We start from the raw sequence: 12551 nt of genomic DNA, 5'->3' as shown, positions 1-12551 counted from the left end.
AAGGTAGCTGGTGACACGAGTGTTGAGCCCACCCAACTAGGGTGACGGAAATTTCTGGGGTTCCGGCTTACATCCCCTGACAAGGGTTTGCGGGCGTTTTTGTGGCTTGTCAGGTTACCACCTGCGCCGGGGGTGGTTACCACCTGCGCCGGGGGTGGTTACCACCTGCGCCGGGGGTGGTTACCACCTGCGCCGGGGGCTTGAATTAAATTAGATAAATCTCTTATTGATAGACAAACACACTACACTTAATACCCATTATGTTAAGTTAATCAAAATTCTTAATGCACCAAAACCTAAAAATTTAAATGGAGTAAAAATGACTTTAAAGGGGTTAGATATTCAAGAAGATTGTATCAAAGCTATTTCTAATGAATCTTTAATATTTGATATTAAGAATAAAGAGTTTTTAGAGGATATAGAAAATCTTTTATTACAGTATTTTCAAAATTTTAGTAATGATTTAAATGGAATTGAGTTTGATAATTTTTCTGTGGAGTTTTGGTTCGATGCAGGACAATTGATTATTTATCCTGAAAAAGATTTATTAGATCGTAAACCCTTTGAATCTGAATATGATTTAGATAGATTAGACCCTTATTTTTATCTAGTTTGTGAAGAATATAGGATATATTTTGATGACTTAATATCTCGAAAAGTAAGCGATCAAGTATCTGAAAAAGAAGCTATTTCTAAAACTAATGACGTAATTGATTGTGTAAGCAAAGCTATAAAAAATATAAATGATGAAAACAATCTTTTAAAGATGTTAGGCAGGCCTAAATTAGAAATAAGATATTTCGGTGTAACGAAAGAAGAACTTTTAGCAAAAGAAATTCTCGTGAAATGAAGTAGATATTTTTGTCGTATTAAGGAAAACTAAAATTAACATAATGGGCGTTATACGAATTCCCAAGGCATGGCTTTTAGTCATGCTTTTTTTATCAAAAGACTATACCTGAATGATAGCGAGCCAAATCGCATACAATATCTATCATTAGACTTAATGCAATAATTAAATGATAGTATTATCATTAATCTAATAGAATTAAGATTAAATGATAGAAATGAATACACGTATTTATCTACGAGCTTCAACTAAAGATCAAGATGCAGAAAGGGCTTTGCAGATTCTTCAGGATCTAAACCAAAACTTGAATTTGGGTGAAACCATTGTGTACGTGGAAAACTATAGTGGTACGAAGTTAGACCGACCTGAATTGAATAAGCTACTGTCAGAAGCAAATCAAGGTGACACATTGTTAGTTGAAAGTATTGACCGCTTATCACGCCTAACCCAACGAGATTTTCAAGAGCTGAAGCGCAGGATCCAGGAGAAGGGACTTCGTTTAGTCGTAGCAGATCTTCCTACTACCTACCAAATGATTCAAACCAGTGACAGCATTACTCATTCAATCTTGGAACTCATCAACAATATGTTGATTGATCTTCTGGCAACAATGGCCCGCCTAGACAATGAGAAACGTATAGAACGTATTAAGCAGGGCCTGGCACGTTCGGGTTACAAACCAACAGGCAAGAAGGCAAATGAGGCTAAACATAAACGAATAAAAGAATTGCTAGTAGTTGGCAATATGACTAAGGAAGAAATTGCCAAAGCAGTGAATTGTGGAGTTGCAACTGTCTATCGAGTTGCTAAAGTTATCTAAAAGAGGCTTATCTCAACGCGCCCCCAATGGGGCACCGCTGCATTCAGGTTACTTCACATAAGAAATTTTATGTTAAATGATTGTTAGAAATGCCCCTTGATCGAGGCATTTTCTATAAAGAATACTAAAAACTAATTAAAGCCAACCAAGTTTCAAAACAAGGCAGTTCTCAGCAATCATATTTTTAAATTATATAACTCCCAACTGAGCTTTTGCTCCAACGATAAGGCTTTCATTTTGAGTTTCTAAGGCAAATAAACCATACATCAAAGGAGAGGCCGCTGCTCTTTCTAAAGTCTGTTCATATAGTTTATTCCAAACTTTACCCCCTAGTTTTTCATACTCGATGATTAGAGTTTTGAGGCTTTCTTCTCCAAACAAAGTTACATGCCCAGCAAAATCAATCGCTGGGTCATCTATATGGGCTGTTGACCAATCAATAACGCCTGAAACAGCTCCATCCTTTGAAGCTAGTACATGCCCAGCATATAAATCGCCATGTATAAATTGGGTGAAATCTGCCCATAGAACATCATTATCCAACCATTTTCTGTAGCGGGTTTCCAATTGCTCACTTATACCAATTTCAGATTTTACTAACTGCAAATTGTTTGCTATTTCAGGTCTTAAATCTGAAGGTTTCATAATTTTCAAATCATTTTCCCGAACTTCTTTTTCAGGAATACTATGGATTTCAAATAAGGTTTTTGCCAAAGATGTTATGTATTTCGGGCTATCTTTGTCCATATTCCAAATTATTTCATAGGTTTCAGCATCCAAATTTAAAACAGGATTATCTTTAAGTATGGGATAAGCCACTAATTCTGTAGATGAAATTCTCCAATCAGGAACCTCTACAGAAAGATGTTTTTTTACCAATTCTAAAATGCGTTTTTCTTTCTTGATTTGTTCCCTCATGCCATCACGACGAGGAATACGCAGCAACCATTGTTGCCCCTTTGTATCAAGAGCAAAAACGACCTTAAAATCAATGCCCATTTCATTGAAATTCATTTTGTCCGTAAGCAACAAGCCGTGTGCTTCAGCAAGTGATTGAATATCTTGAATTGTCATTTTTAATTTCCTTTAAAGAGTTCAATAATTAATGTTCGGATTAGATTGGCTATCATTAACAATCTCTCTCAAAAGTCTTGATGATTTTGTGGTCTTTGATCTCGTAGATAATGTCAGCAATATTATCGACCAATTGCTTGTCATGAGATACGAAGATAATAGTTCCTGCATAGGACTTCATCATTGTTTCTAATGCGGCAATACTTTTTAGGTCAAGATAGTTTCCTGGTTCATCCATAAGCAAAATATTATATTTTCCTAAAAGCATTTTGGATAAAAGCAGTTTGATGATTTCACCTCCCGATAAGTCGGATAAGTTTTTTTGAATATCATTCGCTCCGATCCCCATTGAAGCCAATACTGCACGAATTTCCGCAACTGTGTACTCGCACTCTTCCTGCATAAAGGAGAGCACAGATTTATGCGTGTTAAATTTATATCCTGTTTGTGTAAAGTAGCCAATTTCAGCTTTTGGAGATATGGTTAATCCATCAGCACGTTCTGATATCATTTTTAACAAGGACGTTTTCCCTGTTCCATTCGATCCAGTTATAGCGACTTTAGCGCCAAGCGGTATTATAAAGTTAGCGTCATCAAAGATAGTACGGCTACCAAATTTTAAGCTCAGACCATCTGCCGTAATCGGGAACTTATTGTGCAGTTCTAGGGCTGAACTTTGACGAAAACGAATAGAACGCAAATGCTCTGGTGCTTGAATATCTTCTAATGCAGCCAAACGCTTTTCCATACTCTTAGCTGCCTGATACAGTTTTCTTTGCTTGGTGCCAGTCATTTTTGCATGCCCAAGTCGTCCAGCACTTTCGGTAGAGTTTTTGGATTTTTCTCCTTTTTTCTTATTGTCTAATCGATTAGCTTGCTGGCGTTTTTCTTGCACAGCAGATTCTAATCGCTCCCGTTCCTTCATCATCAGCTCATATTCTACGGCTTGGTGTTGTCGCTCTTCTTCTTTTTGACGCAAGTAATCCGAGTAACCACCCCAATATTCCGTAATTTTACCGTCTTTTAACTCCCATATCTTGTCTACAACCATATCAAGAAAATATCGGTCATGACTGATAACAAGTAATGCTCCATCAAATGCTTTAAGTTGACCAATAAGTAGATCTATTCCATTGAGATCAAGGTGGCTGGTTGGTTCATCCGCTAGAATGCCATGTACTTGTTGGGAAAATGCGGCAGCAATTTTTGCACGAGTTTCCTCTCCGCCACTCATTGTGTCGTTTTGTACATTGGAAACACCAAGGCGAGATAACATTGCCCGGTCTTCGACCGTTTCTATTTCGATTCCGCCCAGTTGGCTGATATGTGCAAAATCACCAAAACGCTGTAATGTCGCTTCGGCTAAAACAATTTCGCCATTAAGTACTTTGAGTAAACTACTCTTTCCTGCTCCGTTATCACCCACAAGACCAATACGGTCATAAGAGTGAATTTCCAATTCATCAATATCCAAAACATCACGCCCAGCATAATCCAAGCGTATGTTTCTCGCTTTAATAATTAAACTCATTTTTATTTACTCCTGTTTAGCTCTTGAAATTTTTTATGCAGCAAACAGGATTTAGGTGAAAACAAAAGCTAGCATCACAGTGTCCTCCCAAAAAAAAAGCTATTCATCCACAGGGTGGACAAATAGGGGTCGTCTCAGAAAACGGAATCTATGGTCACTCCCGTTTTTGCAACACCGATTTTGACGACAAGTTGGCTTGCTTGAATCTATCCGGCGTCTGAATGGGATTTTATTCCCGCGCCTTGATGAGTTCCGCGCCTGATGAACCTCCAGAAAATATACGGCTTCAATGAGCCTTTCCGTTTTACAGGTTCCTCAACAGGCCGGTGGGCCGTTAGTATCATCAATATCAGTATTCGCAAAACCAGATCAGTAATTCTTTAAACCGGTGTATTTCTGCCGTTATGCTACATAAGTTTGCTGTCGTGCCGTTAGGGCCCAGGCTATTCTGGCCAGCTTGTTTGCCAGAGCACAAGTGACGACAAAGTTGCTTTTCCGGCACAGTAAATCCCTGACCCAATCGGCCAATTTGCCAGACTGGTGTTCCAGTTTTTGTATGAATACCCTGGCACATTGAACCAACAAAGTTCGGATCTTTTTATTACCTCGCTTACTAATTCCCAGCAATGTCGTCCTACCTCCCGTGCTGTACTGCCGAGGTACAAGCCCTGTTGCCGCCGCAAAGTCACGGCTGCTGGCGTACTGCTTCCCGTCGCCAATCTCAGTTGAAATAGTACTCGCTGTCAGTGTTCCGACGCAGGGAATGCTCAGCAAGCGCTGTCCAACCTCATCTTCGTCCAACTTTCGTTTCAACTGGGATTCCAAATCTTTAATCTGCTCAACAAGATAGTGATAATGCTGTTGTAATTTCAGCAATAACTGGCTGAGGTAAAGAGGCAAACTATTATCCTCAAGAATGGTACTCAGTCGGCTAATAACGGCAGCTCCTCGGGGAACGCTAATGCCAAATTCCAGCAGAAAAGCATGCATTTGATTGGTTGTTTTTACCTTATCCTGAACCAGGGATTCACGGACACGATGCAGAGCCCGCATTGCCTGCTGAGATTCCGTTCTGGGCTGCACAAAACGCATAGACGGACGCGATGCAGCTTCACAAATAGCTTCGGCGTCGACAAAGTCGTTTTTATTGCTTTTAACGAACGGGCGGACAAATTGTGGTGATATCAGCTTTGGGGAATGCCCCAACTCTTCCAACTTGCGTGCCATAAAGTGAGAACCGCCACAGGCTTCCATTGCGATGGTTGTAGCGGGGCATGTCGCCAAAAATTCGATCAACTTTGGCCGGGTAAATTTTTTACGGTAAACAGCCTTCCCGCGACGATCCTGGCAATGAATATGGAAAGAGTTTTTACCCAGATCGATACCAATGAGCGCAATGTTTTCCATGATAGTTCTCCGAATGAAAGCCTGTCCTCAGCATAGTACCGGGAAGGAGGGAGTGACCATCTCATTAAATAAAGCACGCTAAGGCGTAACTACCCTCGGCTACACCGCGTCGGCACCACGCGGCTCTTTCTCCCCTTGCAGCGAAGCAATCAGCGGGCAAGAAACGTTCCCTTGCCGCGCATGGCAGGCGAACACAAGTTCGGATAGCACGGTTTCCATGCGCGCCAGGTCGGTCATTTTTTCGCGCACGTCCTGAAGCTTGTGCTCGGCCAGGCTGCTGGCTTCCTCGCAGTGGGTGCCGTCATCCAGCCTCAGCAGCTCTGCGATCTCGTCGAGGCTGAATCCGAGCCGCTGGGCTGATTTCACGAAGCGCACCCGCGTCACATCCGCCTCGCCATAGCGGCGGATGCTGCCATAGGGCTTGTCCGGCTCCGGCAACAAGCCCTTGCGCTGATAGAACCGGATTGTTTCCACGTTGACCCCGGCCGCCTTGGCGAAAACGCCAATAGTCAGATTCTCCAAATTTTTTTCCATATCGCTTGACTCCGTACATTGGTACGGAAGTAAGCTTAAGCTATCCAATCCAGATTTGAAAGGACAAGCGTATGTCTGAACCTCAAAACGGGCGCGGGGCGCTCTTCACTGGCGGGCTAGCCGCCATCCTCGCCTCGGCTTGCTGCCTGGGGCCGCTGGTTCTGATCGCCCTGGGGTTCAGCGGCGCTTGGATCGGCAACTTGACGGTGTTGGAACCTTATCGCCCGATCTTCATCGGCGCGGCGTTGGTGGCGCTGTTTTTCGCCTGGCGGCGCATCTACCGACCGGCGCAAGCCTGCAAACCAGGGGATGTGTGTGCGATTCCCCAAGTGCGCGCTACTTACAAGCTCATTTTCTGGGTCGTGGCCGCGCTGGTTCTGGTCGCGCTCGGATTTCCCTACGTCATGCCATTTTTCTATTAATCACAGGAGTTCATCATGAAAAAACTGTTTGCCTCTCTCGCCATCGCTGCCGTTGTTGCCCCCGTGTGGGCCGCCACCCAGACCGTCACGCTGTCCGTACCGGGCATGACCTGCTCCGCTTGTCCGATCACCGTCAAGAAGGCGATTTCCAAGGTCGAAGGCGTCAGCAAAGTTAACGTGACCTTCGAGACACGCGAAGCGGTTGTCACCTTCGATGATGCCAAGACCAGCGTGCAGAAGCTGACCAAGGCCACCGAAGACGCAGGCTATCCGTCCAGCGTCAAGAAGTGAGGCACTGAAAACGGCAGCGCAGCACATCTGACGCCCTTGTCTGCTACCACAAACGAAAAAGGATCTGTCGCATGACCCATCTAAAAATCACCGGCATGACCTGCGACTCGTGCGCGGCGCACGTCAAGGAAGCGCTGGAAAAAGTACCCGGCGTCCAATCTGCCATAGTGTCCTATGCCAAGGGCGCGGCCCAGCTCGCCCTTGATCCAGGCACAGCGCCGGACGCACTGACCGCCGCCGTGGCTGGCCTGGGCTACAAAGCGATGCTCGCCGATGCCCCGCCGACCGACAACCGCACTGGGCTGTTCGACAAGGTGCGCGGCTGGATGGGTGCCGCCGACAAGGGCAGCGGCGGCGAGCGCCCGTTGCAAGTCGCCGTGATCGGCAGCGGTGGAGCCGCGATGGCGGCAGCACTGAAGGCCGTCGAGCAAGGCGCGCAGGTCACGCTGATTGAGCGCGGCACCATCGGCGGCACCTGCGTCAACGTCGGTTGTGTGCCGTCCAAGATCATGATCCGCGCCGCCCACATCGCCCATCTGCGCCGGGAAAGCCCATTCGACGGCGGCATGCCACCCACACCGCCGACGATCTTGCGCGAGCGGCTGCTGGCCCAGCAGCAGGCCCGTGTCGAAGAACTCCGTCATGCCAAGTACGAAGGCATCCTGGACGGCAATTCAGCCATCACCGTTCTGCACGGTGAAGCGCGTTTCAAGGACGACCAGAGCCTTATCGTTAGTTTGAACGAGGGTGGTGAGCGCGTCGTGATGTTCGACCGCTGCCTGGTCGCCACGGGTGCCAGTCCGGCCATGCCGCCGATTCCGGGCCTGAAAGAGTCACCCTACTGGACTTCGACCGAGGCCTTGGTCAGCGACACCATTCCCGAACGCCTGGCCGTCATCGGCTCGTCGGTGGTGGCGCTGGAACTGGCGCAAGCCTTCGCCCGGCTGGGTAGCCAGGTCACGATCCTTGCGCGCAGCACGCTGTTCTTCCGCGAAGACCCTGCCATCGGCGAGGCCGTCACAGCCGCCTTCCGTGCCGAAGGAATCAAGGTACTGGAACATACGCAAGCCAGCCAAGTCGCCCATGTGGACGGCGAATTCGTGCTGACCACTGGACAGGGCGAAGTGCGCGCCGACAAGCTGCTGGTCGCCACCGGCCGGACACCGAACACGCGCAGCCTGGCATTGGAAGCGGCGGGGGTAGCCGTCAATGCGCAGGGGGCCATCGTCATCGACAAGGGCATGCGCACCAGTAGCCCGAACATCTACGCGGCCGGCGACTGCACCGACCAGCCGCAGTTCGTCTATGTGGCGGCAGCGGCCGGCACTCGTGCGGCCATTAACATGACCGGCGGCGACGCCGCCATCAATCTGACCGCGATGCCGGCCGTGGTGTTCACCGACCCGCAAGTGGCGACCGTGGGCTACAGCGAGGCGGAAGCGCACCACGATGGCATCGAAACCGACAGCCGCACGCTGACGCTCGACAACGTGCCGCGTGCGCTCGCCAACTTCGATACCCGCGGCTTCATCAAGCTGGTCATCGAGGAAGGCAGCGGACGGCTGATTGGCGTACAGGTGGTGGCCCCGGAAGCGGGCGAACTGATCCAGACGGCTGTTCTCGCCATTCGCAACCGCATGACGGTGCAGGAACTAGCCGACCAGTTGTTCCCCTACCTAACGATGGTCGAGGGCTTGAAGCTCGCGGCGCAGACCTTCAGCAAGGACGTGAAGCAACTGTCCTGCTGCGCCGGATAAGGAAAAGGAGGTGTTCGATGAACGCCTACACAGTGTCCCGACTGGCCCTTGAGGCCGGGGTGAGCGTGCATATCGTGCGCGACTACCTGCTGCGCGGATTGCTGCGGCCAGTCGCCTGCACCACGGGCGGCTACGGCTTGTTCGATGACGCCGCCTTGCAGCGGCTGTGCTTTGTGCGGGCCGCTTTTGAGGCGGGCATCGGCCTGGACGCATTGGCGCGGTTGTGCCGGGCGCTGGATGCGGCGGACTGCGATGAAACAGCCGCACAGCTTGCCGTGCTGAGTCAGTTCGTCGAACGCCGACGCGAAGCGTTGGCCGATCTGGAAGTGCAGTTGGCCGCGATGCCGACCGCGCCGGCCCAGCAAGCGGAGAGTCTGCCATGAACAGCCCCGAGCGCTTGCCGACCGAGACACACAAGCCGTTCACCGGCTACCTGTGGGGTGCGCTGGCGGTGCTCACCTGTCCCTGTCATTTGCCGATTCTCGCCATTGTGCTGGCCGGCACGACGGCCGGCGCGTTCATCGGCGAGCACTGGGGTATTGCAGCCCTCACGCTGACCGGCTTGTTTGTCCTGTCTGTGACGCGGCTGCTGCGGGCCTTCAGAGGTCGATCATGAGCGCTTCCCAGCCAATTGAATGGACAGTGGCGCAACTGGCGCAGGCGGTCGAGCGCGGGCAGCTTGAGCTGCACTACCAGCCGATTGTCGATTTGCGCAGTGAGCAGATTGTCGGCGCGGAAGCCCTGTTGCGCTGGCGTCATCCGACGCTCGGACTGTTGCCGCCGGGCCAGTTCCTGCCCGTGATCGAATCGTCCGGCCTGATGCCGGAAATCGGCGCATGGGTGCTGGGCGCAGCCTGCCGTCAAATGCGCGACTGGCGGGTGCTGGCATGGCAACCGTTCCGGCTGGCCGTCAATGTTGCGGCGAGCCAAGTGGGGCCAGATTTCGACAAGTGGGTAAAGGGCGTGCTGGCCGATGCCGGGTTGCCCGCCGCGTATCTTGAAATTGAGCTGACCGAATCGGTTGCGTTCGGTGATCCGGCGATCTTCCCCGCCCTGGAAGCTTTGCGACAGATCGGTGTGCGCTTCGCCGCCGACGACTTCGGCACCGGCTATTCCTGCCTGCAACACCTGAAATGCTGCCCCATCAGCACGCTCAAGATCGACCAATCGTTTGTCGCCGGACTCGCCAACGACCACCGCGACCAGACCATCGTGCGCACCGTGATTCAGCTTGCGCATGGGCTTGGCATGGAAGTAGTGGCCGAAGGCGTGGAAACATCGGCGAGTCTTGATTTGTTGCGACAAGCGGACTGCGACACAGGACAAGGCTTCCTGTTCGCCAAGCCGATGCCGGCGGCGGCATTCGCCGTCTTCGTCAGTCAATGGAGGGGTGCCACCATGAATGCAAATGATCCGACTGCCACCAGTTGCTGCGTGTGCTGCAAGGAAATCCCGCTCGATGCCGCCTTCACCCCGGAAGGCGCGGAATACGTCGAGCACTTCTGCGGGCTGGAGTGCTATCAGCGCTTCCAGGCGCGCGCCAAGACCGGGAGCGAAACCGATGCCGATCCGAACGCCTGCGACTCATCACTGTCAGACTGAGGCATACCCTAACTTGATGTCAGGCAGGGCCGCGCCGCTTCGTCAGAATAGAGTCTGCTTTCCCATTTTTTGACACATGCCCGCGAAGGTTATAGATTTCAGCCTGACAGAAATGGGCTTTGAGGCACAACGGAACAGAAAGTGCACTTAAGCCGCCTTCAACCAAGGAGACATCGTGCAGGGGCACCGCATCGGCTACGTCCGGGTCAGCAGCTTTGACCAGAACCCGGAACGCCAGCTGGAACAAACCCAGGTGAGCAAGGTGTTCACCGACAAGGCATCGGGCAAGGACACCCAGCGCCCCCAGCTCGAAGCGCTGCTGAGCTTCGTCCGCGAAGGCGATACAGTGGTGGTGCACAGCATGGATCGGCTGGCCCGCAACCTCGATGACCTGCGTCGCTTGGTACAGAAGCTGACTCAGCGCGGCGTGCGCATCGAGTTCCTGAAGGAGGGCCTGGTGTTCACTGGCGAGGACTCGCCGATGGCCAACCTGATGCTGTCGGTGATGGGGGCCTTCGCTGAGTTCGAGCGCGCCCTGATCCGCGAGCGGCAGCGTGAGGGCATCGCCTTGGCCAAGCAGCGTGGCGCGTACCGGGGCCGCAAGAAAGCCCTGTCCGATGAGCAGGCTGCTACCCTGCGGCAGCGAGCGACGGCCGGCGAGCCCAAGGCGCAGCTTGCCCGCGAGTTCAACATCAGCCGGGAAACCCTCTACCAGTACCTCCGCACGGACGACTGACACATGCCGCGTCGCTTGATCCTCTCGGCCACGGAGCGGGACACCCTGCTTGCGCTGCCGGAAAGCCAGGATGACCTGATCCGCTACTACACCTTCAACGACTCCGACCTGTCGCTGATCCGCCAGCGACGCGGCGACGCCAACCGCCTCGGCTTCGCCGTGCAGCTCTGCCTGCTGCGCTACCCCGGTTACGCGCTGGGAACCGACAGCGAGCTGCCCGAGCCGGTCATCCTGTGGGTGGCGAAGCAAGTCCAGGCCGAGCCGGCGAGCTGGGCAAAGTACGGCGAGCGCGACGTGACCCGTCGCGAGCATGCCCAGGAACTGCGCACCTACCTGCAACTGGCCCCGTTCGGCCTGTCCGACTTCCGCGCCCTGGTGCGCGAGCTAACCGAGCTGGCCCAGCAGACCGACAAAGGCTTGCTGCTGGCCGGTCAGGCCCTGGAGAGCCTACGGCAGAAACGACGCATCCTGCCGGCGCTGAGCGTGATTGACCGGGCCTGCTCGGAAGCCATTGCGCGAGCCAATCGGCGGGTCTACCGCGCCCTGGTCGAACCACTCACGGACTCGCATCGGGCCAAGCTGGACGAGCTGTTGAAGCTCAAGGCCGGCAGCAGCATCACCTGGTTGACCTGGCTGCGCCAGGCACCGCTGAAACCCAACTCTCGGCACATGCTGGAACACATCGAGCGGCTGAAGACATTTCAGTTGGTGGACTTGCCCGAAGGCCTGGGCCGGCACATCCACCAGAACCGCCTGCTCAAGCTGGCCCGCGAGGGTGGGCAGATGACGCCCAAAGACCTCGGTAAGTTCGAGCCGCAGCGCCGCTACGCGACCCTGGCCGCCGTGGTGCTGGAGAGCACCGCGACCGTGATCGATGAGCTGGTCGATCTGCATGACCGCATCCTGGTCAAGCTGTTCAGCGGCGCGAAGCACAAGCATCAGCAGCAGTTCCAGAAGCAGGGCAAGGCGATCAACGACAAGGTGCGCCTGTACTCCAGGATCGGCCAGGCGCTGCTGGAAGCGAAGGAAAGCGGCAGCGACCCCTATGCCGCCATCGAGGCGGTGATTCCCTGGGACGAGTTCACCGAGAGCGTCAGCGAGGCCGAGCTGCTGGCCCGGCCGGAAGGCTTCGACCACCTGCACCTGGTCGGCGAGAACTTCGCCACCCTGCGCCGTTACACGCCGGCCTTGCTGGAGGTGCTGGAACTGCGCGCCGCGCCGGCCGCGCAAGGCGTGCTGGCAGCCGTGCAGACCCTGCGTGAGATGAACGCCGACAACCTGCGCAAGGTGCCGGCCGATGCACCCACGGCCTTCATCAAGCCGCGCTGGAAGCCGCTGGTGATCACCCCGGAAGGCCTCGACCGGAAATTCTACGAAATCTGCGCCCTGTCCGAGCTGAAGAACGCCCTGCGCTCCGGCGACATCTGGGTCAAGGGCTCGCGGCAGTTCCGCGACTTCGACGACTACCTGCTGCCGGCCGAGAAGTTCGCCGCACTCAAGCGCGAGCAGGCCCTGCCCCTGGCGATC

At 52.7% G+C, this 12551-nt stretch carries 13 protein-coding genes and 1 pseudogene; 10 read left to right on the top strand and 4 right to left on the bottom strand.

The annotated features are described in order from the left end of the window. The first annotated feature begins 319 nt into the window (after positions 1-319). Both PG881_RS23160 and PG881_RS23155 read left to right on the top strand, forming a co-directional pair. Positions 320-850: a hypothetical protein gene (locus PG881_RS23160; protein ID WP_000172759.1), complete on the top strand. Its 531-nt coding sequence runs from the start codon at positions 320-322 to the stop codon at positions 848-850. A 217-nt stretch (positions 851-1067) separates the two neighbouring features. Next, positions 1068-1670: a recombinase family protein gene (locus PG881_RS23155; protein WP_012308657.1), complete on the top strand. Its 603-nt coding sequence runs from the start codon at positions 1068-1070 to the stop codon at positions 1668-1670. A 189-nt stretch (positions 1671-1859) separates the two neighbouring features. Here the strand turns inward: PG881_RS23155 and PG881_RS23150 are convergent, their stop codons facing one another. The 4 genes from PG881_RS23150 to PG881_RS23135 all read right to left on the bottom strand — a co-directional run bounded on the left by PG881_RS23150 (position 1860) and on the right by PG881_RS23135 (position 6216). After that, positions 1860-2744: an Mph(E) family macrolide 2'-phosphotransferase gene (locus tag PG881_RS23150; RefSeq protein ID WP_000155092.1), complete on the bottom strand. Its 885-nt coding sequence runs from the start codon at positions 2742-2744 to the stop codon at positions 1860-1862. Positions 2745-2799: 55 nt separating this feature from the next. Beyond that, on the bottom strand, positions 2800-4275 hold the full coding sequence (gene msr(E), locus PG881_RS23145) for an ABC-F type ribosomal protection protein Msr(E) (protein ID WP_000052512.1): 1476 nt from the start codon (positions 4273-4275) through the stop codon (positions 2800-2802). Between the two features lie 402 nt (positions 4276-4677). Further along, positions 4678-5682 carry an IS110-like element IS4321 family transposase gene (locus tag PG881_RS23140; protein WP_000427623.1) on the bottom strand — a complete coding sequence of 335 codons (1005 nt, stop codon included), beginning with the start codon at positions 5680-5682 and terminating at the stop codon, positions 4678-4680. A 99-nt stretch (positions 5683-5781) separates the two neighbouring features. Beyond that, positions 5782-6216: a mercury resistance transcriptional regulator MerR gene (locus PG881_RS23135; RefSeq protein ID WP_000414383.1), complete on the bottom strand. Its 435-nt coding sequence runs from the start codon at positions 6214-6216 to the stop codon at positions 5782-5784. 71 nt (positions 6217-6287) lie between these two features. On the opposite strand from PG881_RS23135, the gene PG881_RS23130 reads away from it, so the two are divergent. The 8 genes and pseudogenes from PG881_RS23130 to PG881_RS23090 all read left to right on the top strand — a co-directional run. Further along, the gene (locus tag PG881_RS23130; RefSeq protein ID WP_001294666.1) at positions 6288-6638 is read left to right on the top strand and encodes a mercuric transport protein MerT; all 351 of its coding nucleotides are present in this window, start codon (positions 6288-6290) and stop codon (positions 6636-6638) included. Positions 6639-6653: 15 nt separating this feature from the next. Continuing rightward, positions 6654-6929 (top strand): mercury resistance system periplasmic binding protein MerP, encoded by a 276-nt coding sequence (gene merP / locus PG881_RS23125; RefSeq protein WP_000732290.1) that lies wholly within the window; start codon positions 6654-6656, stop codon positions 6927-6929. Between the two features lie 71 nt (positions 6930-7000). Then, the gene (merA, locus tag PG881_RS23120; protein WP_003090700.1) at positions 7001-8686 is read left to right on the top strand and encodes a mercury(II) reductase; all 1686 of its coding nucleotides are present in this window, start codon (positions 7001-7003) and stop codon (positions 8684-8686) included. 17 nt (positions 8687-8703) lie between these two features. Then, positions 8704-9069 carry a mercury resistance co-regulator MerD gene (gene merD / locus PG881_RS23115; RefSeq protein ID WP_003090698.1) on the top strand — a complete coding sequence of 122 codons (366 nt, stop codon included), beginning with the start codon at positions 8704-8706 and terminating at the stop codon, positions 9067-9069. Next, positions 9066-9302, top strand: a complete 237-nt coding sequence (gene merE / locus PG881_RS23110; protein ID WP_003090697.1) for a broad-spectrum mercury transporter MerE — start codon at positions 9066-9068, stop codon at positions 9300-9302. The genes merD and merE overlap by 4 nt, the downstream gene beginning before the upstream one ends. Continuing rightward, positions 9299-10288 (top strand): DUF3330 domain-containing protein, encoded by a 990-nt coding sequence (locus PG881_RS23105; RefSeq protein WP_010792470.1) that lies wholly within the window; start codon positions 9299-9301, stop codon positions 10286-10288. Before merE ends, PG881_RS23105 begins: the two co-directional genes overlap by 4 nt. A gap of 175 nt (positions 10289-10463) precedes the next feature. After that, complete coding sequence (locus PG881_RS23095; RefSeq protein ID WP_001161490.1) at positions 10464-11024, top strand: recombinase family protein; 561 nt, start codon at positions 10464-10466, stop codon at positions 11022-11024. A 3-nt stretch (positions 11025-11027) separates the two neighbouring features. Beyond that, positions 11028-12551 (top strand): annotated as a pseudogene (locus tag PG881_RS23090) (Tn3-like element TnAs1 family transposase); the annotation flags it as partial.

The sequence above is a fragment of the Aeromonas sp. QDB54 genome (assembly GCF_027707385.1).
Taxonomy (GTDB): Bacteria; Pseudomonadota; Gammaproteobacteria; order Enterobacterales; family Aeromonadaceae; genus Aeromonas; species Aeromonas hydrophila.
This window is presented reverse-complemented; position numbering and strand designations above follow the sequence as displayed.

Coding starts and splice junctions, on each gene's coding strand:
- PG881_RS23135 (WP_000414383.1), bottom strand. CDS start 6,216: ATGGAAAAAAATTTGGAGAATCTGACTATTGGCGTTTTCGCCAAGGCG.
- PG881_RS23140 (WP_000427623.1), bottom strand. CDS start 5,682: ATGGAAAACATTGCGCTCATTGGTATCGATCTGGGTAAAAACTCTTTC.
- PG881_RS23155 (WP_012308657.1), top strand. CDS start 1,068: ATGAATACACGTATTTATCTACGAGCTTCAACTAAAGATCAAGATGCA.
- merA (WP_003090700.1), top strand. CDS start 7,001: ATGACCCATCTAAAAATCACCGGCATGACCTGCGACTCGTGCGCGGCG.
- merD (WP_003090698.1), top strand. CDS start 8,704: ATGAACGCCTACACAGTGTCCCGACTGGCCCTTGAGGCCGGGGTGAGC.
- PG881_RS23160 (WP_000172759.1), top strand. CDS start 320: ATGACTTTAAAGGGGTTAGATATTCAAGAAGATTGTATCAAAGCTATT.
- PG881_RS23105 (WP_010792470.1), top strand. CDS start 9,299: ATGAGCGCTTCCCAGCCAATTGAATGGACAGTGGCGCAACTGGCGCAG.
- PG881_RS23150 (WP_000155092.1), bottom strand. CDS start 2,744: ATGACAATTCAAGATATTCAATCACTTGCTGAAGCACACGGCTTGTTG.
- PG881_RS23130 (WP_001294666.1), top strand. CDS start 6,288: ATGTCTGAACCTCAAAACGGGCGCGGGGCGCTCTTCACTGGCGGGCTA.
- merE (WP_003090697.1), top strand. CDS start 9,066: ATGAACAGCCCCGAGCGCTTGCCGACCGAGACACACAAGCCGTTCACC.
- merP (WP_000732290.1), top strand. CDS start 6,654: ATGAAAAAACTGTTTGCCTCTCTCGCCATCGCTGCCGTTGTTGCCCCC.